Annotated in this window: 20 protein-coding genes; 15 read left to right on the top strand and 5 right to left on the bottom strand. The window is 53.3% G+C overall.

The annotated features are described in order from the left end of the window. The first annotated feature begins 94 nt into the window (after positions 1-94). Genes V9K92_RS21065 through V9K92_RS21050 form a run of 4 tightly spaced genes read left to right on the top strand, consistent with a single transcriptional unit; the run spans position 95 to position 4,151 of the window. A complete protein-coding gene (locus tag V9K92_RS21065) occupies positions 95-1,735 on the top strand; it encodes a phosphoethanolamine transferase (protein ID WP_337354867.1) in 1,641 nt (546 codons plus the stop codon). Beyond that, positions 1,732-2,118: a diacylglycerol kinase gene (locus tag V9K92_RS21060; protein ID WP_307275688.1), complete on the top strand. Its 387-nt coding sequence runs from the start codon at positions 1,732-1,734 to the stop codon at positions 2,116-2,118. The genes V9K92_RS21065 and V9K92_RS21060 overlap by 4 nt, the downstream gene beginning before the upstream one ends. Positions 2,119-2,160: 42 nt before the next feature. Further along, on the top strand, positions 2,161-2,823 hold the full coding sequence (locus tag V9K92_RS21055) for a response regulator (protein WP_115053324.1): 663 nt from the start codon (positions 2,161-2,163) through the stop codon (positions 2,821-2,823). Further along, positions 2,820-4,151: a sensor histidine kinase gene (locus tag V9K92_RS21050; protein WP_307275693.1), complete on the top strand. Its 1,332-nt coding sequence runs from the start codon at positions 2,820-2,822 to the stop codon at positions 4,149-4,151. The genes V9K92_RS21055 and V9K92_RS21050 overlap by 4 nt, the downstream gene beginning before the upstream one ends. A gap of 28 nt (positions 4,152-4,179) precedes the next feature. Here V9K92_RS21050 and V9K92_RS21045 read toward each other — a convergent pair whose 3' ends face one another. Next, positions 4,180-4,833: a glutathione S-transferase family protein gene (locus tag V9K92_RS21045; protein ID WP_337354866.1), complete on the bottom strand. Its 654-nt coding sequence runs from the start codon at positions 4,831-4,833 to the stop codon at positions 4,180-4,182. Between the two features lie 28 nt (positions 4,834-4,861). Continuing rightward, positions 4,862-5,506, bottom strand: a complete 645-nt coding sequence (locus tag V9K92_RS21040; protein ID WP_337354865.1) for a dihydrofolate reductase family protein — start codon at positions 5,504-5,506, stop codon at positions 4,862-4,864. Between the two features lie 91 nt (positions 5,507-5,597). Between V9K92_RS21040 and V9K92_RS21035 the strand changes: the two genes are divergently transcribed. Then, complete coding sequence (locus tag V9K92_RS21035) at positions 5,598-6,116, top strand: winged helix-turn-helix transcriptional regulator (RefSeq protein WP_115053320.1); 519 nt, start codon at positions 5,598-5,600, stop codon at positions 6,114-6,116. A gap of 28 nt (positions 6,117-6,144) precedes the next feature. Here the strand turns inward: V9K92_RS21035 and V9K92_RS21030 are convergent, their stop codons facing one another. Next, complete coding sequence (locus V9K92_RS21030) at positions 6,145-7,026, bottom strand: MBL fold metallo-hydrolase (protein ID WP_337354951.1); 882 nt, start codon at positions 7,024-7,026, stop codon at positions 6,145-6,147. Between the two features lie 188 nt (positions 7,027-7,214). Between V9K92_RS21030 and V9K92_RS21025 the strand changes: the two genes are divergently transcribed. Beyond that, entirely contained in the window at positions 7,215-7,871 is a 657-nt protein-coding gene (locus V9K92_RS21025) for a peroxiredoxin (protein WP_337345101.1), read from the top strand. A gap of 470 nt (positions 7,872-8,341) precedes the next feature. On the opposite strand, the gene V9K92_RS21020 is transcribed toward V9K92_RS21025, so the two are convergent. Then, the gene (locus V9K92_RS21020) at positions 8,342-8,803 is read right to left on the bottom strand and encodes an Lrp/AsnC family transcriptional regulator (RefSeq protein WP_337354864.1); all 462 of its coding nucleotides are present in this window, start codon (positions 8,801-8,803) and stop codon (positions 8,342-8,344) included. Positions 8,804-8,913: 110 nt separating this feature from the next. Between V9K92_RS21020 and V9K92_RS21015 the strand changes: the two genes are divergently transcribed. The 3 genes from V9K92_RS21015 to V9K92_RS21005 all read left to right on the top strand — a co-directional run bounded on the left by V9K92_RS21015 (position 8,914) and on the right by V9K92_RS21005 (position 12,230). Then, positions 8,914-9,525 carry a LysE family translocator gene (locus tag V9K92_RS21015; protein WP_337354863.1) on the top strand — a complete coding sequence of 204 codons (612 nt, stop codon included), beginning with the start codon at positions 8,914-8,916 and terminating at the stop codon, positions 9,523-9,525. Between the two features lie 115 nt (positions 9,526-9,640). Beyond that, positions 9,641-10,564, top strand: coding sequence for a hypothetical protein (locus V9K92_RS21010; RefSeq protein ID WP_115053803.1), 924 nt, complete (start codon positions 9,641-9,643; stop codon positions 10,562-10,564). A 565-nt stretch (positions 10,565-11,129) separates the two neighbouring features. Beyond that, complete coding sequence (locus tag V9K92_RS21005; protein ID WP_115053802.1) at positions 11,130-12,230, top strand: porin; 1,101 nt, start codon at positions 11,130-11,132, stop codon at positions 12,228-12,230. Positions 12,231-12,284: 54 nt separating this feature from the next. Here V9K92_RS21005 and V9K92_RS21000 read toward each other — a convergent pair whose 3' ends face one another. After that, positions 12,285-13,328: a LacI family DNA-binding transcriptional regulator gene (locus tag V9K92_RS21000; RefSeq protein ID WP_336442018.1), complete on the bottom strand. Its 1,044-nt coding sequence runs from the start codon at positions 13,326-13,328 to the stop codon at positions 12,285-12,287. Between the two features lie 141 nt (positions 13,329-13,469). Here V9K92_RS21000 and bglB point away from each other — a divergent pair, with 141 nt between their 5' ends. From bglB to V9K92_RS20970, 6 genes are all read left to right on the top strand, one after another. Then, complete coding sequence (bglB, locus tag V9K92_RS20995) at positions 13,470-14,570, top strand: beta-galactosidase BglB (RefSeq protein WP_337354950.1); 1,101 nt, start codon at positions 13,470-13,472, stop codon at positions 14,568-14,570. Then, the gene (gene kduI, locus V9K92_RS20990; protein WP_337354862.1) at positions 14,567-15,403 is read left to right on the top strand and encodes a 5-dehydro-4-deoxy-D-glucuronate isomerase; all 837 of its coding nucleotides are present in this window, start codon (positions 14,567-14,569) and stop codon (positions 15,401-15,403) included. The genes bglB and kduI overlap by 4 nt, the downstream gene beginning before the upstream one ends. Next, a complete protein-coding gene (locus V9K92_RS20985; RefSeq protein ID WP_337354861.1) occupies positions 15,400-17,883 on the top strand; it encodes a hypothetical protein in 2,484 nt (827 codons plus the stop codon). Before kduI ends, V9K92_RS20985 begins: the two co-directional genes overlap by 4 nt. A 52-nt stretch (positions 17,884-17,935) precedes the next feature. Beyond that, entirely contained in the window at positions 17,936-19,201 is a 1,266-nt protein-coding gene (locus V9K92_RS20980) for an ABC transporter substrate-binding protein (protein WP_337354860.1), read from the top strand. Positions 19,202-19,285: 84 nt separating this feature from the next. Next, positions 19,286-20,323 (top strand): carbohydrate ABC transporter permease, encoded by a 1,038-nt coding sequence (locus V9K92_RS20975; RefSeq protein WP_115053797.1) that lies wholly within the window; start codon positions 19,286-19,288, stop codon positions 20,321-20,323. Further along, the gene (locus V9K92_RS20970; RefSeq protein ID WP_115053796.1) at positions 20,323-21,375 is read left to right on the top strand and encodes a carbohydrate ABC transporter permease; all 1,053 of its coding nucleotides are present in this window, start codon (positions 20,323-20,325) and stop codon (positions 21,373-21,375) included. Before V9K92_RS20975 ends, V9K92_RS20970 begins: the two co-directional genes overlap by 1 nt. Positions 21,376-21,385 lie beyond the last annotated feature (10 nt).

The following is a 21,385-nucleotide window of genomic DNA, read 5'->3' as shown; positions in this document are numbered from 1 at the left end:
TCAGCTTCCTGTCAGGAAAAAGGGCGATTGCAGCTCCAATCAGTGCCGCCCAATGGCGGCATCCCTGACTTTGAGTCCTGCAAGGAAGTCGCACGTGTCAATCGTATTAAACTATTCCGAAGGTCGCTCGCTTCGCCCGCAAATTGGAAGTGTGACGCTGAGCGTTCTGGTTGCAATCTTTTTGATGGCCACCGCCAATAATACTTTCTGGGGGAAAGCCACCCTGCTGCTGCAAGGGCAGACCGTCGCGCTGATCTATCTGGCCTTCGGGCTGACATGCGCTTTCATCGCCCTGTGTGTGTCTTTTTCCCTGAAATTTCTCATCAAACCATTCTTGATTGTTCTTATTCTTTTCAGCGCCTCGACATCCTGGTTCATGGATAGCTACGGCACGATCATTGATGTGAACATGCTTCAAAGCGCCGTCGATACGACAGATGCGGAAGCCGGTCATCTCGTGACCTCTGCCTATATGTGGCACATGTTTATCTTTGGGATTCTACCAGCCCTGCTCGTTGGCTGGGTGCGGATCAGGCACCGGACCTATCTGCAAAAAGTCAAATGGAACATGATTGTCATTATACCTGCGCTGGTGTTTTTCTTCGTCGCTGCTCTTTCTCATGCGAGCACCTATCTGTCGCTCGGGCGTGAACATCGTGACTGGTTCGCCACTTTAAATCCCATCGCGCCTATCGTGAATGTGGTTAAACTCGTGATACGTACGACCAGCAACCAACATATTGTTGTGCAGCCGCTTGGCACAGATGCACGCGTCTACTCTGCCGCTCCATCAGGCAAACCCCGTGTCACTATTATCGTTGCCGGAGAAACCGGGCGCGCCGAGAGCTTTTCGCTGGGAGGTTATGGCCAGCTTACCAATCCCGAATTGTCCAAGCAGGATATTACCTATTTCCCCCAGACGAGCAGTTGCGGCACCATCACCGAGGTTTCATTGCCGTGCATGTTCTCCGTCTACACGCGCAAGCAATATACGCATCGCAAGGGCCTCGAAACCGAGAACCTTCTGGATGTACTCGGCCATGCCGGGATCAAGACGGAGTGGTGGGACAACAATACGGGCGATAAGAAGATTGCCGATCGCACCGCCTACCAGCCGCTCTACAAGTCTGGAAATCCTGCCTATTGCAAGGATGGCGAGTGTCTGGACAGCATTTTGCTCGACCAGATCGACAATTGGCTCGACAATGTGAAATCCGATTCAGTGCTTGTCATTCACCAGCTCGGCAGTCACGGCCCGGCCTATTATCTGCGCTATCCGGAAGAGTACCGTCGCTTCACACCGGATTGCCGCACATCCGAATTCGCAAAATGCAGCCGCCAGGAAATAATAAACGCCTACGACAACACCATTCTTTATACCGACCACATTATTTCGACAGTGATCGACAAGCTGAAAGCGCGCGAGGCGCGGATATCACCATCCATGATCTATATGTCGGATCATGGCGAGTCGACGGGTGAATACGGGCTTTACCTTCACGGCGCACCCTACTTCATGGCCCCGACACAACAGACCCATGTACCTTTTGTCCTGTGGCTCGGTCAGGAGGCAAAAACGGAAGTGGACGCCAAATGTCTTGCTGCCGAGGCCGTAAAACCCCACTCGCATGATAATCTGTTTCATACGGTTTTAGGCATGATGCATGTCGAGACAACAGTGCACGACAAGGCGCTTGATGCGCTTGCGCCATGCAGGCAGGGGCAGTCATCGTGAGCGAAAGCCCCTACTTTAAAAAGACAACCGGGTTTCGTCACCTTTTTGCCGCTGCAAGCTACTCTGTGAAAGGAGCGGAACGGCTACTGCGCGAGTCAGCGGCGCGGCACGAGATCATTGCTTATCTTGGCGGAGTTGCATTGTTTTCGGTTCTGGGGGCAGCGCTTCTGGACTATCTGGTGCTGACAGCTTTGTTTCTGCTGCTGCTTGCTGTCGAGGCTTTGAACACAGCGATTGAAGAGATCATTGATCATCTTTCGCGTGATTACTCGGTTTTTGCACGAAATGCCAAGGATCTTGGTTCCTTTGCAGTGTCCTGTATTCTTGCTATCAACGCCCTCTTTATCGCTTACGTTGCAATCGATTTGCTGACCTCAACTTAATTAGGTATTGAGTGTTAACATTACACAAGACCGGGGTCAGGTTTGCGGGTTCTCCTTGTTGAAGACGATCAAACCCTTGGCGAGGCTGTGCGTGATCACGTCGCCAGCACTTACCATGCGGTCGACTGGATGCAGACGATCGACGATGCCACGGCATCGGTCCGTGTGGTTGAGTATGGGTTGATACTGCTCGACCTCAGATTGCCGGACGGAAGCGGCATAAATTTCCTGCGAACACTCCGGTCAAGGGGCAACGCAACTCCCGTCATTATTCTTACCGCACACGACCAGATTTCCGATCGTATTGAGGGGTTGAATGCTGGTGCAGATGATTATCTGGTCAAGCCGTTCAATCTGGACGAATTAACCGCACGCATATTGGCGGTCACACGGCGCCATTCGGGCAATTCAAGCTCAGAAATTATAGTTGGGACGCTTCGTATCAATATTGCCAGCAGAAGCATCTTTTCGGGAAAGCATGAGATCATATTATCCGGACGGGAATGGGCCGTGCTCGATAAACTCCTGGCCCGCGCGGGCGCCGTCGTGTCCAAGTCTCAGATAGAAGAGGCGCTTTATGCTTTCGGCTGGGAAGTCGAGAGCAATACGGTTGAGGTCTATATCAGCCGTCTGCGTAAAAAACTCGGGCGCGAACATGTCGCGACGATACGCGGCGTCGGATACAAGATTGAAGGCCGCTCATGAAAAACCGCAGCATGACCCGCCGGCTGATTTTTTCCTTGACGGCGACACTGATCGTTTTTTGGCTGCTGGCTACAATAGCCGGCATGTTTGTCATGCAGGACGAGTTCGGGGAAATCTTTGATGGCTCACTGCAGGCAACAACCGAGCGTTTGACACCCCTCGTTGTCGACGATGTGCTGCAAAGCGCAGAAGTATCGGACGCACGCCGTCAGCAAAGTTTGAACGAATCCACCCATAAGGGTTATCTGACCTATCAAGTCAGGGATGCGACGGGCAAAGTCATCCTTCACTCGCACGATGTTTCGGCAACACCCTTCGTTGCTCCTTTAAAGCGCGGCTTCTTCCAGGATGATGTCTCACGATTTTATACGGTTCCCGCCGTCAACAACACTATCTTCGTGCAGGTCGCGGACTCCCTTGCACATCGCACCGAAGCCGCAGTTGAAGGAGGTCTGGCCCTGCTTCTGCCGGTTCTGGTACTGATTCCGGTTAGCATTATCGGCATATGGCTCATTGTCCGACGCTCGATTGAACCAGTCAACGATTTACGCGAGGCGATTGCAGGCAAGGATAGCGGCAATCTTGCTCCAATTGAGCTGTCAACCTTGCCGCGCGAGCTTCAACCGATCGTAACGTCGGTCAATCGCCTGCTTGAGCGGCTAAGGTCGACACTAAAAGCTGAAAGAGAATTCACCGCCAACAGCGCGCATGAACTGCGCACTCCCCTCGCCGGAGCACTCGCGCAGACGCAGATGCTTAAATCTGAGCTGCGCAGTGAGGGTTCAAAGTCGCGCTTGGCGCTTATCGAGGCGTCGTTGCAAAAGCTCATCAGGCTTGTCGAAAAGCTTATGCAACTGGCGCGTGCCGAGGCAAAGATAGGCACTTCAAATGAAGCCGCCGATCTGGGGAAAGTCCTGGAACTCGTGATTGAAGATTTCAATCGGGCGTCCGAGACAGATGGCAGAATTCGATATAGCCGGGCCAAAGCTGCCACGCTTGTTCGCCCGGTAAGCGAGGATGCTTTTGCAATTGTGCTTCGTAATCTTATAGAAAACGCCCTGATCCATGGCGATCAACAAGCTCCGGTCAAAATCAGCCTCGAGCCTGGCGGTACAGTTCGCATTGCAAATGATGGACCTGTGCTGGGTGCCGACGAGCTCGTATCAATCCGCCAACGCTTCAGCCGTGGCAAAACAACATCTCCAGGTTCAGGCCTTGGCTTATCAATTGCCACTGAGCTGGCCTCTCAAATGGGGGCGACACTGGAACTGAAATCTCCGGCAACCAACGCCAGCACAGGCTTTGAGTCCATCCTGCATTTCAGTTGAAGCCTTTTCACCAAGTTGAGGGCGCTTTTCAGTCACGACCCTCCGGGGCTCCCAAAGGAAACATGTGACGGTATGGCCGGGCTTCATCAAGGGCCCGGGCATAGCTGGCGCGCGCAAGAAGGCGATCGCGATAAGCCCAGAGGTTTTGGTAATTCCTCGGTATTGGATAGGTCCAATCCGCATAAAGCAAGGACGGCGCAGCGGCGCAATCGGCCAGACTGAATTCATCAGCCACCCATTCACGCTCTGCCATGCGCCTATCGAGAAGCGCGTAGGCTTCGTCGAACGCCGCTTTCCATTTCGCGCCATCTTCACCATCATCCGGTTCGCGGCCGATTGACAGATAGACCAGTCTCTGCTGCGGATAATTGACATAATTATCGAAAAACCGGTCCCACATCCGAACTTGCACGGCTTTCATCGGATCGGCAGGTATCAGTCTTGGCGTGTCTGGATAGCGGGCCTCAAGATATTCAATAATAGCCGTGGCCTCGAAGATCAGTTCCTCACCGTCCTTTACGACAGGAAATCTCTTGATTGGCCATAATGCGGCGAACTCGCTTGCAACCGGCTCGGTACCGTCAAGCATTTGCGTCTCGAAGGCCACGCCTTTCTCGTAAAAGCCGGTCTTGGCTTTTTGTACATATGACGAGAGAGGATGAAGGTACATAATAAGCGCCATTGCTCATTTCCTGTGCAGGAGGACTTTGTTACTTCGCAAGCACGATATGAATCGCATGTTCCGTCAGGGTGCGTTCGGTGACGCTGAACCCAAGTTCCGGCAGATTTATTCCACTGAAAATTGCTTCACCCTTACCCAAAATTACCGGCGAGACGGCAAAGTGCAGCTCATCAATTAACCCCGCCTTCAAATATTGGCGCACGGTGCTTACACCCCCGCCAATCTTCACGTCAGCGTTTCCAGCTGCAGCTTTTGCCTGATCAAGTGCAGCTTCAATTCCCTCCGTTACAAAGTAAAAGGTAGTGCCACCCTCCATGACGATCGGGTCGCGCGGGTAATGCGTGAGAATATAGGTCGGAGCGTGGTAAGGCGGATTGTTACCCCACCAGCCTTTCCATGTGTCGTCTTCCGGCCATTCGCCCCGGATTGGACCAAACATATTGCGGCCCAGAATGAATGCACCAAAACCAGCCATGCTGCGGGCGGCATAGTCATTGTCAGAGCCTGTTTCGCCGGTCTGTTTTCCGAGCATTGCGTGGAAAGTCTTTGTTCCGAATATCCATTGATGCAGGTCTTCTCCCCCCTTGCCCAACGGATCAGCCAGAGTTTGCTCCGGCCCTGCCCCGAACCCGTCAATCGAAACGGAGAACCCGCCTACTTTCACTTTTGTCATCGCACCCTCCAACCAATTGCGATTTGCAACTGGTTGTTTTATGCCACAACTGATCCTATAATGCAACTGGTTGCTGTGGAGATAAACCTATTTGAACATTGAAAAACGATCTGGATGCCCGATAAATCTGTCGCTGGAGATCATGGGCGATAAATGGAGCCTCATCATCATACGCGATATGATGTTTGGAAATCGGCGGCATTTCCGCGACCTGCTGACCCATTCGCAAGAGAAAATTGCCTCCAATATCCTGGCTGCGCGGCTTAAGCACCTGTTGTCAGTTGGCTTGATCAGCAAACAGGATGACCCCAGCCACAGCCAAAAAGCCATCTATAGCCTGACGGAGCCAGCCATACAGCTCGTGCCATTGCTTGCCATGATGGGCGGTTGGGGACGCAAACACCTCCCGGTTACTCCGGAATTAAGCATCCGTGCCGAGCTTTTGGAAAATGGCGGCCCGGTCATGTGGGAAAAGTTCATGAGTGAACTGCGCGATATTCACATCAAGGATCCGATTGGTGGCGCGAGTGGCAAGGTCGTTTCGCCAGTTCTCATCGATCTGACAGCGGCCTACAGACAGATATGTGCAACAATGGCGGAAACCGATTAGGCCGCTGGAACATTCCGGGCGGGTTTGATCATTCCCAAATAGCATTGCCTAGGGCGTTTAACGGTATTTTGAGATAGCGCGCGCCATTTGATTCCGGTTCAGGAAGACGTCCGGCGTTGAGATTGATTTGGAGAGAAGGCAGCATCAGCTTTGGCATAGGCAAGGTTTTGTCCCGCGCCTGCCTGAAAGCGATAAACTCATCTTTGGAGTGACAGCGGCTTAAATGTGAATTGCTGGCTTTTTGTTCGCTCACCGTGCTTGCCCACATTGGAGCACGACCATTGGGCTGGTAATCATGCCCAACGAAAAGCCGGGTTTCGCCGGGCAAAGCCAATATATCCTGGATGGAATGCCAGAGCTGGTCCGCGCTTCCACCCGGAAAGTCTGTTCTGGCCGTACCGCTGTCAGGCATGAATAATGTGTCGTGAATGAATGCGGCGTCACCAACCACATATGTGACCGATGCGAGTGTATGTCCTGGAGAAAACATCACGAATGCATTGAGATTGCCGATCCTGAACGTTTCTCCGGTTTGAAAAAGCTTGTGCCACTGCGATCCGTCAGGGACGAATCCTTGCCAATTATACAGATCCTTCCACAAGGATTGCACCTCAACGACGTGACTGCCAATCGCGCAAGGCGCGCCGGTCTGCGAATGCAAATAGTCTGCGGCTGAAAAATGGTCCGCATGAGGATGAGTATCGAGAATCCATTCAACTTTCAGGTTCTCTGCTGTCACATATTGAAGAATACGGTCGGCATTGAATGTGCCGGTTGCGCCGGATTTTTCCTCAAAATCGAGCACAGGATCAATGATGGCACATGCCCCCGTGGCCGGGTCTGACACGACGTATTGTATGGAGAACGTCCTCTTATCGAAAAAAGCTTCGACATGGGGCCGGGCAGACATGTTCATGGCGTTCTCCAAAGATCAGGCCTCGAAAATTCGTAATTGCTTGGCATTTCGCTGTAATATTATGTGCGTAGTAGACTCCGATAACCTCACACGGTTAGGATATTGGTCAAATCAGCCGCCAAGGGCAAGCTACCCTTTGCGACTATTGTGGAACCGACATCCATCGAAGAGAGAACCGCAAAATGGGCTTACGAATAAACGATGTTGCGCCGGATTTTACCGCCGAAACCACGCAAGGCGAGATCAAATTCCATGATTGGATAAGGGATAGCTACGCCGTTCTGTTCAGTCATCCGAAGAATTTCACACCCGTCTGCACCACAGAACTTGGCTACATGGCCGGGCTTGCGCCTGAATTCGAAAAACGCAATGCCAAGATCATTGGCATTTCTGTTGATCCCGTCGAAAGCCATGCAAAATGGAAAGCAGATATCAAGACGGCAACGGGTCATGAGGTCGATTATCCTCTGATCGGTGATCACGACCTTAAAGTGGCCAAGCTTTATGACATGCTGCCAGCAGAGGCTGGAGATTCGTCTGATGGCCGTACGCCTGCAGACAATGCCACTGTTCGTTCAGTCTTCGTTGTTGGCCCTGACAAGAAGATAAAGCTGGTTCTTACCTATCCGATGACGACCGGGCGCAATTTTGATGAGATACTGCGCGCCATAGACAGTATCCAATTGACGGCCAAGCATCAGGTGGCAACACCTGCTCAGTGGAAACAGGGCGAGGACGTCATCATCACCGCCGGTGTTTCCGATGAGGATGCAAATGCCCGCTTTGGCGGATTTGAACGCATCTTGCCTTATCTGCGCAAAACCAAACAGCCGACATAGCAACCGCTACAATTGCACACCGTCAAGATGGTCTCCGCACAGCCCGCGGAGACCGCAATCTTTTCAACTCATCGGATCGATTTCGTTTGATGCCGACGGGAAAATCGATCTTTCTGCCGATTGAACATTTGCGCCATAAAACAACAATTGACTCATTTCTAATTTTATTAAAATGTGATGCAATTCATCTTTAGTTGAATCGAGCGTGAATGCTCCGAGATTGGAGCGGGATCATTGTCGCGTTATTTGTCGGATTTCTTTAAGCTCAAGCAGCCACTTACCTGTGTGGAATGCAAAACCATATTCCTGCAAATTCCGGAGGAATCGTTTGACGAAGCCCCCGTGCATTGCCGGGAATGTGGTGCCTATATCTGCAACTGGTCATCGGTGAAAGAAGTGTGTTCGCCAGACAATTCGGAATATGGCACCTCCAATTCCTCCGACCTGCGAAAACTCGCCAGAACACGGCTCTAATCAATTGGCAAGGCATAGGTCTGTTTAACGATCTGGCTGGGCACATCGGTTTTAACGTTCTGTATGCCATTGATCTTCGTCAGGTGCGTTGACTGAAAACGCCGGTACTCATCGAGATTGGCAACGACTACCCTCAACAGAGCGTCGCTTTCACCCAGCATGATATAACACTCGACCACTTGGGGAAGCTTCTTCATGGCATGCATGAAATGCTCGATAGTTTCCGCGTCCTGCGCCGTCAGCCACACGCGAGCAAACATGGAAAGTGCCAGATTGAGCTTGGCTGGATTAAGAACGGCAACATAACGATCAATTATACCCGCCTCCTCCAATAAGCGGACACGGCGCAGGCATGGTGAGGGCGACAGACCGACCTGCTGCGCTAGTTCTACATTCTGCATGCGCGCATCCCGCTGCAGCGCCTTCAAAATTCGCTTGTCGATCTCATCGAGTACCATTGGAGTTCCATGCCATATAAGTGCTTACAATCATTATTTGATGCTAAGTTTTTCCAATTTCCAGCAATCTTTGCAAGCAAATTGCGGCAGCACTATCTTAATATTTCAATATGGAATTTCAAACGATAGCCCTTTTCACTGCAACCGTGCTGCCGCTGATCTGCACTCCGGGGCCGGACATGCTTTTCGTGGCATCGCAGGCTCTGTCCGCAGGCACCATTGCTGGCCTGCGAGCCACTGCTGGCGTTTGCCTCGGCTACTTGATCCATTCCGCACTTGTTGCATGCGGTGTTGCCGCCATCATTGCTGCTTCACCTCTTTTGTTCGAAGGCCTGCGCTGGCTGGGCATTGCATATTTGATCTACCTTGCGTGCCGGCTGATACGCTCCTCTCTTACGCCCGGTATTTTAAGCATCGCGGCAAAATCCTCTTCGGGGCAACTCAAGCGCGGATTTCTGACGGCACTTTTCAACCCGAAGGGCATGATGATCTACATAGCTATTCTGCCGCAATTCATGCGTGAGGGAAGCAATGGCGCCTTACAAGCTGGCATCCTTTCTGCCGTTTTTGTGTGCTGGTGCGCGGTGGTCTACACGCTTTTGAGCATCGCCATCGGCAAAGCCGGGCACCGTAGCGGTTTCAATGACAGGCGCCGACGGACCATTGAAGCCAGCGCGGGAGGGCTTCTGATTATTGCTGCCACCTTCATGGCAGGACATTAGGCTTTCGACCCTAAAACCGCCGCAAAAAATAATTCTATTGAAATCGAACCGACCGGTTTAAATTGAGTCAGCCCATGCCCATATAAAAGCGGGGCAATCAGTCAGGATAAATCGCATGGACGGCAGCGCAGTTCAGATCTCATCGTGTGGACGCAATGAGGCCCGTTCTCTTTGGCTGCGACAGCGTGTTGCAATCCTTCGCAATAATCCGAATTTCTGCCAGGCCTCGTTTGAATATGCCCATGGCATTGTCGGGGTTTTCGAAGGCCAGTACATGGCCAATAAAGTCATGGCCAATGCTGCACGGCAAGTTATCTGCATGGCAATTGCCGCCATGCATTACGGACGCGATGAGGTGCATCACGGTGCGTCCATTTCAAATCTTCAGCACGTCACCACGGAACTTGGTCTTTGCAGCAAGAGCACCACAGCGGCTACTGTTAATCTGCTTGAGAATATCGGTCATGTAACACGGGTCAAAGACGAGGCGGACCACCGCAGCCACCTTATCGAGCCCACAGGGCAACTGGTTTCAGTTCTGCACGATATTATTGCGGTTTGCCTTTCTGCTGCAGACCGGCTTTTCCCCTTGCGGCGCTATCGCGCTCTGCTCGACAGTTCGTCCGGTTTTCTTGAGCGCTATTTCGCCACCAGCCTGCATTCGCTGTTTGATATAGAACCCTTGATCATTGAGGATCGCCGTTCACGCCTGTTCGCCACGAGCGACAGCGGGGAAATGCTGCTTTGTAAGCTGATGGCAGGACGGACCGAACGCGACCAGAATGTCGTTAGCCTGCCCTTTGATGAGATCGGCCATCTTTATGGTGTGTCGCGCACCCATATCCGGCGTTTGATGAAGAAGGCCGAGACCGAAGGCATGGTCCGGCTTATTGATGCTGGTGGACGACACATCGAATTGCTGCCGCCCTTGAAAGAGGTGTTCAACAATATTGTCGCCTCCCATATCGCCAAGGTGCAATTCGATATTCACCTTGCAAATGAAGACTACGATCTTCTTCCTGCTGAGCTTTGTGCTTGATTTTATATCGTCATTTATATTTCAAATTTTGAATTATTTGGGAACTCCAATCAACAAATACATAAAAAGACTTGACCCCACCGGTTAGGGCGGGGTCTTTGAGCATTGACTGGAGATCAAGTAAACTCAATCGTCCTGATTTCTTATGAAACATCAAAAGGTTCGAGGACGCGCAGACAATCTGCAATGAAATGCCCCGAGCGTCAAAGGACATAATCAGTTGCTTCCATGCGGTATTTTTTTCTAATTTTATCGATGTATGTAGTAGTTAATACTATTTCAACGGCTTTTAGACACTGTAACTCCGACTTATGATTTCAAGACCGCTCACGCAATCGTGAATAAATATGTGCGCTTGACGCCCGTAATCCATGTTTTCAAGCAGATTTATCCACAGAATGGCCTCACTCAAATATTCATTCGTGCCAATTAAGCAACACTATGGCGCTTGTAAGAAGCAACCGGTTTTGTCCTTTGACCTGAACGGCCCGAAAGTAAGACATAGTGGAGGCATTCACTCTCTTGAATGTGATCCCTCACTCATGATCTTTACTGGAGATTCCAGATGAATTTTAGAAGCATTCTTATTGGTTCCGCCGCTGCACTGACAGCGGTATCAGGAGCCCGCGCCGCCGACGCTGTCGTCGTCGCTGAACCTGAACCGGTTGAATATGTTCGCGTCTGCGATACATATGGCGCCGGTTTCTTTTATTTGCCAGGCACAGAAACCTGCCTCAAGGTAGGTGGATATTTGCGTTTCGACCTGCAGGGGGGCGATGATCCCTATGATGGTTCGAATTCGGGCCGCAGAAACGAGTCAGGCCGGAATGATGAAAGCTATCATATCCGTACCCGTGCGCAGGTTACCTTCGATGCCCGTTCCGAGACAGAACTCGGAACCTTGCGCTCCTACATCGCAACCCGCTTCCAGTATGATGACGGCGATAATTCCGACGCCACCATTCCTGAAGCCTATATCGAACTTGGCGGTTTCCGCGTTGGTGTCGCCGACGAAATCTTCGGCGCCTGGGTCGGTTATGCCGGCGATATCATTCAGGACGATGTGATCAACTATCAGTCGGGCAAGTCCAACCAGATCAGCTATACATTCGCAGCGGGCAATGGCTTCTCTGCAATTATCGCAGCTGAACAGGGCTCGGATGAATTCGGCGACAATGTGATCGATGATTACATGCCTCACGTTCTTGCCGGTGCGAAGTTTGAGCAGGCATGGGGTAAGATCGCCGGTACTGTCGGCTACGACTCCAAAGTCGAAGATGTTGCAGTCAATCTTCGCCTTGACGTGAACATCACTGACCGCATCTCCGCATGGGTCATGGGCGCATACCAGTCAGATTTCAGACGCGAAAGCTTCTACGATCATGACACCAACTGGTTTGCCCAGTTCCAGGGTGATTATGCTGTCTGGGGTGGCGTTGCCGCCAAGCTCTCCGAAAAGGCAGTCCTGAATGCACAGGCAGCCTATGAAGAAGAAGGCACCTACGCTTTCGCAGTTAACGTGGCTTATGAATTGGTTCCAGGCCTGAAGATCACGCCGGAAATCAACTACACCAAGTTTGACGGCGCACGTAAGGACGACTCGATTGCCAATGGCGGCAGCGATGACGCGTTTGGCGGCATCATCCGCTTCCAGCGCAATTTCTAATCCTTGCCCTAACAAGATTGCAAGGCGGCGGGTGAAAACTCGCCGCCTTCGCTTTTATCTGCTGGCAGTGGAAGCCCGCAACACAAGATGACAAGCGAGCTCGACACGGCGGGGTGGCATCGGAACACTTGTCAGACTGTCCCGCAACAGATCCAGCGCCACATAACCCAATTCACGCATGGGAATATGCATGGTGGTCAATGGCGGATTGAGGAAGGCTGCTTGTGGCAGGTCATCCATTCCCATGACCGAGACGTTACCCGGCACCGAATAGCCCGCTTGCTGAACGCCCATCATCGCACCAACTGCCAGACTGTCTCCGGCAGCAAGCACTGCTGTAAAATCCAGTCCTTTTTCACTCAGCCGCTTGGTGATTGCCTGAGCTGCAAGCTCCGGCAACCAGTCCTCAACCGGGACGACCAGATCATCCGTATAGGGAAGATTGTGGTGCACCAGCGCATCCCGCCATCCTTCCCGCCGCCTCTCAATTGTGTGACGGCCCGGGCGCATAAGGAAGAGAATACGTTCATGGCCAAGCTTGATCAGATGTTCCGCCGCCACACGCGCAGCGGATCGGTTGCAGGGCGTTACGCTTGAAAGCCGCATAAGCGGATCGTCGCCATTGATCATCACAACCGGTTTGCCGAAATCCCGCATCGCCGCAAGGATCGATTCGTCGTCGACAGTAAGAAACAGGAGACCTGCCACATCCGGATCGGCCAGCGCCTCCTCCAGCATGGCGTTTTCTTCCGCTTGCCCGGCCACGGCGCGCGTGATGATCTCCAGTCCAAGCACCTGTGCCCGGTCCCGCAATCCTTCGAGCACGTAAAGAGTGAACTGGTTGCGCACATAATCAATCATCGCAGCGCTCGAGGCGGCAACAATAACTTTCTTGCCTGCAACCGGCGTCGGCACGGTGTAATTGGCGGCCTTGGCGGCCTCCACCACCCTTTCGCGTATATCAGCACGCACGCCTTTTTCACCGGAAAGCGCCCGCGACACAGTGCTCAACGAAACACCGACTTTCTCGGCAATATCCTCAAGTCTGACACGCCTGCTCTGTTTTCCCCGTTTCCCGGGTTCGGGTTTTACGATCATGAAACTTTTCTCCGCTCAACCCACACTGCAAAAAATTTTCATATTGCGCAAATTATTTTCTGGTGCTTCCATAGTCTTATCGCTCGGGAGAAGCGTAGATTGCAGTCATGCATCTGCATGGCGGGACTTGGAGGAAAGCAGATGGGCCTTACCGGCCAGAATATCCGCAACCAGCTGGATCTGATCGTGGCCGGCATGACCGGACTCCACAATGATGGCCGCTTCGATGAACCTAATCTCGACGGCACTGCGGGCGACTACATCTCATTCGAAAGTTGGGAATGGCCGCAAGGGGTCGGGCTTTATGGGCTTGTCCGTCTATGGCTTTTCACTGGCCGTGATGACCTCAAGACCTTGATTGAAGATTGGTACACCGCTCGCATTGCGGCTGGCCTTCCTGCGCTCAACGTCAATACCACTGCTCCCATGCTGGCTCTGTCTGTTCTCTGGAAGGAAACGCGCGATCCGCGCTGGAAAAAGCCGCTGGATGATTGGGCCGATCAGATCATGTCGCAAATGTCCCGCACCGAAGAAGGTGCCTTCGAACACCATGTCTCAGACAAGGTGAACGATCATGAACTCTGGGACGATACACTTTATATGGTTGCCCTGTTCCTTGCGTCTTACGGGCAGGCAAGCGGCCGCCGAGAGCTGGTCGATGAAGCTGCACGCCAGTTCCTTGTTCACTCCCGTTATCTTGCCGACACAAAATCCGGCCTTTGGTTCCATGGCTGGACTTTCAGAGGACGTCATAATTTCGCGCAGGCTCGTTGGGCGCGAGGCAATGCCTGGATAACTGCCGGAATGCTTGATCTTTTTGATCTCGCAGATATGCCCAAACCCGTGAAGGACTTTCTCATGGGCGTGCTGGTTGCGCAGGTCAACGCACTGCTCCCCTTACAAACCGCATCGGGCGCATGGCGCACTTTGCTCGACGATCCGTCTTCCTACGAAGAAATCTCCGCTACCGCCGGTATTGGCTATGGCCTTTTGAAGGGATATCGCATCGGGCTTGGCACACCGGAATGGCGAAAGGCTGGGCTGAAAGCCGTAAAGGCAGTTCTGAATAATATCGACGAAACCGGTACCGTGCTCAACGTCTCATATGGCACACGCATGGGCCACGATCTGCAATTTTATAAAGACATTCCCATTCAGCCGACAGGCTACGGACAGGCACTTTCCATTCTCTGCCTTTCCGAAGCGTTGCAGCATGTGGAAGCAGGAGAACAGGCAGCATGACAATGAAAGTTCTTTACGGGGCAGGCCCCGAGGATACGAAGACTTTCGATACGGGGCGGTTGCGCGCTGAGTTCCTTCTTGAGGATCTGTTTCAGCCGGACGCAGTCAGCTTTACCTACACCCATGTGGATCGCCTGATCTTGGGTGGTGCAGTGCCGGTAACAAAACAACTCGTATTTGGGACTGGCGATGATATCGGCACGCCCTATCTGCTTTCCGCTCGCGAAATGGGCGTCGCCAATTTGGGTGGCAGCGGCACGATCACTGTTGATGGCCAAAGCTTCACCCTGGAAAACCGCGACGTGCTTTATATTGGGCGTGGCGCAAAAGAAATTTCGCTATCAAGCGTGTCCGGCGATGCACCTGCCCGATTCTACATGAATTCTGTTCCCGCAGGCAGCGATATCCCGCATCGTCTGATCCGCAAATCAGAATCCAAATTGCTCGAACTTGGTGCCGAACAACGATCCAACAAGCGCAAGCTGCGTATGTATATTCACCCGGAAGTCGCCCCGTCCTGCCTGCTTTTGATGGGTATTACCGATCTTGCCGATGGCAGTGTCTGGAATACCATGCCACCCCACCTGCATGAACGGCGCATGGAAGCCTATTGCTATTTCGACCTTGCTCCTGAAGATCGCGTTATCCACCTCATGGGCCGTCCCGATGAAACGCGCCATCTCGTGGTTGCCGATCTGGAAGCGCTCGTCTCTCCAGCCTGGTCCATCCATATGGGCGCTGGCACAGGTCCCTATGCCTTTGTCTGGGGGATGACGGGAGAAAATCAGGAATATAATGATGTGGCACCGGTTGCCGTAGCGGATTTGAAATGAACGCGGAAACTCATTGGATGCGCAAGCCCCTCAAGCCGGGAGAACCCTTGCGCTACTGGCAGGTCAGCGCTCTTTCCGAAGAACGCTTCGATGTGGCTGATGCCCCTATGCAGGGTGAGATGGACCCGTTCTTCTTCCTGACCAAGGTCAAGAATTTCATTCCGCATGAATATCCATGCCGCACGATTTTTGCCGATACCTATCGTGGCAAACGCCCGGATGTCCGCGGCACATTTGACGCTGCAAAATGGTGGCTGCCTTTCGGTTCGCCCCGGCTGGATTTATCCGGCTTCTGGTTCCGGCCAACGCGTCTTGCCACCTGGACCCGGACCTATATCGACGCTGAAACCGCCGGAACCGCGACAATTCAATTGGGAACCTGTGGCGGCGCAGTTCTTTGGCTTAACGGGGCTGAGATTGGCTGGATGGCGCCCTATAGCCGAAATCTCGAAGCAAAACAGGAATTCGAACTCCCCCTCATCGAAGGCATAAATGAAATTACGCTTTTCTTCGATGATCTGGCCGAGCGTGACGCCCGCTATTTCTTCCAGTTCGATTATCTCTCTGGTCCGGCGGCGAAGATAGCACTGCCCGTGCCGGTTGCCGGATCGATTGCCGATAGCCTCGAAGCGGCGCTTGACGGAATGTCTCTTGATCGTCCGCATTATTTTGGCGGCGATATTACTCTCCTGCTCGCACAGCCGCTACCGGTTGACGTCAAGGTTAATGTTGCCGTCGAAGGTGACTTCATGTCACGCGAACGGTTTGATTTCGATTTCGAGCTTGCGGCTGGCGCAACCAGCTTGCTGATCGGACCGTCTGAAGAAGCTCCTGCCGATTTCCGCCATTTCCGTATCACCTTGAACGCTGGCGGTTTTGTCGCCTCACGTTCCTTGGGTGTCGAGATTTGTCATGCCGAACGGCAAGGTAAAGCCGGGGCAACGCTTGAAAGCCGCATTGCCGAAACGCTTGATGAAATTTCGGAACATTCGGAACGGGACACTGTTCGGGCCTTTGCCCGTCTTGCCAGCGGCCGCGCCGGTGCGCAAACCGATGCGATGATTGAGGAGATTCTCCCCTCCATCGAAGATTGCCATGATTGCGCAGACTTCTCGCTCGTTCCGCTCATTTGGTCGCGCACAGTCTGGGGCAAGGACATCAACAGCAAAACGCGCGATCGGATTGATGCCGCCATTCTCAATTACCGCTATTGGATGGATGAGCCGGGCAATGATGTTCAGTGGTATTTCTCGGAAAACCACGCGCTGCTTTTTCATACATCAGCCTATCTTGCTGGCCATCTTCTCTCGAACAGCACCTTTGTCCGCTCGGGCCGTACGGGGTCCGAGCAAAGCAGGATCGGTGCGGAGCGGGTACGCGCATGGCTTGATCATTTCGAAAATTGGGAAATGGCGGAATTCAACTCCGCGCCCTATTTCCCGATTGACCTGAAAGGTCTGACGGCGCTTGCCGCTCTGGCTCCCGATGATGATATTGCCACACGCGCCAAGGCAGGCATTGTCCGGCTTTGTGAAATCATTGCCCGCTCTGCCCATCATGGCATGGTGACGGCAGCGCAGGGCCGTTCTTACGAACACACGCTTTGTGCAGGGCGTTCGCTCGAATTGTCGGGTGTGGCTCGCCTTCTCTGGGGCAAGGGCTGGTATGGCCGCCGCGTTCATGCCTTGCCGCAACTCGCCGTCTGCCTGCGTGACCACGGCCTTGCAATTCCCGCAGCTCTTTCCACGATCGCCGATTACCGGGAAGACCAGCATCAGGAATGGCGCTTTGCGCAAGGTGAGAACGCCTTTGCCGCGCTCTACCATTATAAGAGTGCTGATTTCGCCATAGGATCAGCCGCTCATTATCGCTGGGGTGAATGGGGTTATCAGGAAACCATTCTACATTTGCGCCTGGGAGAAAAGCCCGAGGCGGCGATCTGGATCAATCATCCGGGCGAAACGATCCAGTTCGGTTATGGACGGCCATCTTACTGGGGCGGATGCGGTACTATTCCTCGCGCCCAGCAATATCGCGGTCTGGCTGTTCTCGACTTTTCGATCCACGAAGAACAACCAGACTTCACCCATGCCTGGTTTCCAATTGCCGAGTTTGATGAAAGCCATGTCTCGGGCAATCGCGCTGTAGCCCGCTCGGGAACGGGAGCCGTTTTGCTGCATGCCAGCCAACCACTGTTGCAGGTTACGGAAGGCCCGTCTGCGAATGTGGAATTGCGCCAATATGGCATGAAAACACGCTGGATTGTGCGCGTCTGCACCTCGAATGATTTGGCATCTGTCGAAGAACGCTTTGGTCGCCTTGATGCCCGTGAGGAAAGTGACGGGACCATTATCATTGACGATCCCGAATATGGGACTGTCCGTTTCCGTGCCGATGGCAGCATTGAGGCTGAAGGCCGCGTTCTTACAAGAGCCGATTATAGCGTAAAGGGCGAAGCGAAAATGCTGGACCAATCATAAGAATAAACCCGGCGGGTGGAGGCTCGCCTTGTCCTTGGAGGAGGAAACAGGCATGAAATTGAGATCGCTTCTGGCGGGCGCTACGCTCGCGCTTCTGACATCGACGGCCTATGCTGGCGATGTACGTATCATGTGGTATTCCGATGGTGTTGAAGGTGAGGTCTTGGCTGACCTCATGAAGCGCTTCATGGACCAAAACCCGGATATCAAAGTGACGATCGACAATGTTGCTTTTGGTGTCATCAAGGAACAATTGCCGGTTCAACTCGAAGCAGGTCATGGTCCGGATATTGCGCGTGTAACGGCGCTGAAAGACCTCAGCCGGTATTGGCTGGATCTGCGCCCCCTTATATCGGACGCAGCCTATTGGGACGCCAATTTCGGCGCTCAGGCCGACTGGATGCGGCCTGATGGCTCCAACCAGATTTCGGGTTTCATGACGCAGGTCACTTTGACCGGTGGCTTTGCCAACAAGACCCTGTTCGAACAGGCAGGCGTTCCCCTGCCCGGCCCTGATGCAACATGGGACGACTGGGCAACTGCTTCAAAGAAGGTCGCCGACAGTCAGCAAATTCCTTTTGCCATGGCATTGGACCGTTCCGGCCATCGCATCACGGCGCCCAATATTGCTTTCGGTGCAAATTACATCGGAGCTGATGGCAAACCCGCGCCGCTGGATAAAGGCGCAAAGGACTTCATCACCAAATTTGTCGGATGGACGAATGACGGGGTGATGAGCAAGGATGTGTGGGTTTCCGCTGCTGGCCAGACCTACCGCGCTGCCGCCGACGACTTTATCAACGCGCAGCTTGCCTATTACTATTCCGGTTCATGGCAGATCCCTAATTTCGCGACCAAAATCGGCAATGGCTTTGATTGGGTTGCCACCGGCAGCCCTTGTGGCCCGGCTGCTTGCACCGGCATGCCAGGAGGGGCAGGCCTGGTTGCGGTAAAATATACAAAGAACCCGAAAGACGTTGCCAAGGTCATGGACTATCTGGCAAGCGAAGCAGTCGTCAAAGAATTTTCAGAGCGAACGCTTTTCATCCCGGCCCATAAGGGAATTCTCGACAAGGGCGATCTCAACTTCAAGACCGAAGACCCACAGGTCAAAGCAGCGCTTGATGTATTTGTCAAAGCCAGCAAGACGACTGCGCCCGCCGCTCAGAAAATGCCCGGCTGGCGTTGGGCTGACACGGTTTATGGTGCCTTGGTGACCCGCGTGGCTCAGGTGATTGCCGGCGAGCTGCCGCTCGACGACGCCTTCACCCGTATCGATTCTGACGTTGCGACCAAGGTCAAGGACTCCGGCCTTTGACAGAACTGGCAATGCGGCTTGTTCTCCCCTTCATAATGGAAGACAAGCCGCATAATCCTGACACCTCGGCACGGGAGATGCGCAATGACGGCGCCGCTTGAAACTGCATCAAAACCATCGGCAGTCCAGCACTTGGGCGCTATTGCGCTTGCCCCGGTCCGGCTTGTCATGGGCTTGATCGACCGCCCTTTGCGTGCATTGCAGAGAATGACCGGTCTTAGCGGCATGGCAATCTTTTTCCTTGCGCCGAATATGCTGATTTTCGGCATTTTCGTGCTGTTGCCGCTTTTCATCAACTTCGTCTATTCAACGACCGGCGGCTCCGCGCTGTTTCTGCCGGAGCGCTCATATGTCGGCGCAGATCAATATCAGCGTCTTTTCGACTGCAGCAATTATCTTGACCCTCTCACCTGTCAGGAAGATGCATTCTGGACCGCCGTCAGCAATACATTCTGGTTTGTGGTTTTGCAGGTAACCCTGATGATCGGCGCAGCATTGGTGACTGCGCTGATCTTGAACCGCAACCTTGCGGCCCGTTCTTTCTGGCGCGCGGTATTCTTCTTTCCGGTTTTGCTCTCGCCTGTGGTTGTCGGGCTCATCTGGCGATGGATTCTTCAGCGGCAAGGTCTTTTGAATTTCATTCTCTATCCGTTTGGCGTTGATCCCTATACCTGGCTGACAGACCGCACCTGGTCCTTCGCCGCCGCGGTTGGGGTTTCGCTTTGGGCGCATATGGGCTTTTACGCCTTGATCCTGTTGGCTGGCCTGCAGGCAATCCCGAAAGATCTTTATGAAGCCGCAGATATGGACGGCACTAAACCGGCGAGAGTCTTCTGGCGTATCACCCTGCCGCTTCTTATGCCCAATCTCGTCGTCGTTATTGTGCTCGCGCTGATCCGCTCCGTGCAGGTCTTTGACGAGGTGTACATACTCACCGGCGGTGGCCCGGGAACGAGCACCTTGTTCATCACCCAGTATATTTATGAAACGGGCTTTGTATCGCAGCCACGCAATCCCGGGCTTGCAGCCGCAGCATCCATACTCATGGGCCTCGTCCTTGTCGTGCTCACATTGGTGCAGCTTGGCCTTGGCCGTCGCGGCGAAAAGAAGGGGAAACGCTGATGGGAAGAGCCGCAGCTTTCATTCTGCGCCGCAGGGGCGGCAAGGGTTGGCATTGGACCGATATCGTCACTTGGGTTTGGCTCATAGGCGGATTGTTCATCATGTTCGGCCCCGCCTTGTGGCTGATGTTCTCTTCTTTCAAGACACCGGCGGCACTGGCGGAATTCCCTCCATCAATCCTGCCCTATACCAGCCAGCAGGTCAGTGTTGAGGGGCATGACAAGCCTTTGACTCTCTATGATGTGACGCTGCCAGATGGCACGACGAAGAAGCTTGCCGAAGTGCGCCGCATTGGGCTTTTCAGCCAGATGGTTGATCCCGCCAAGCCTGACGAAACCATTCGGGTCAATATCAATAGCCGCAAACCTGTACAGGAATTGTCCTTCGCCACGGAGAATTACACCGGACCATTCGTGCATTTCGACTTCTTCCGCTATCTGTGGAATTCGGTGTTCGTCACAGTCATGGCAACGCTGATTACGCTCATCGTCAATTCAATGGCGGCCTTCGCCCTGTCGAAATACGAGTTTCGAGGCCGCTCGGTGGCGATGCTGATCATTCTTGCCACGCTCATGGTCCCGCTTTCGGTCATCATGGTGCCGCTCTATTCAATTATCTCGGCGCTCGGTCTGTTCAACAATCTCTGGGGCGTGATTTTACCGACAGTCGCAACGCCCACCGGCGTTTTCATACTGCGCCAGTACATGTTGACCATTCCCGATGAGCTTATCGATGCGGCGCGGATGGACAAGGCGTCCGAGTGGCAGATCTACTGGCGCATCGTGCTGCCGCTGACTGCGCCTGCGCTTGCAGTGCTTGCAATCTTCTCGGTCGTCTGGCGGTGGAATGACTTCCTCTGGCCACTGATCGTTCTATCGCGCAAAGAGCTTTACACACTGCAAGTTGGCCTGAGCATCTATTCCGGCGAACTTAATGTGCAATGGCACTTCATCCTGGCGATGACCGTCGTCACCATGATCCCGGTGGTGCTTGTGTTCATCTTCCTGCAGCGTTTCATCACCACTGGCATCGCCGGCACGGGCCTAAAATAAGGAAACTCAT

Source organism: Phyllobacterium sp. CCNWLW109, from assembly GCF_037203905.1.
Lineage (GTDB): Bacteria > Pseudomonadota > Alphaproteobacteria > Rhizobiales > Rhizobiaceae > Phyllobacterium > Phyllobacterium ifriqiyense.
This window is presented reverse-complemented; position numbering and strand designations above follow the sequence as displayed.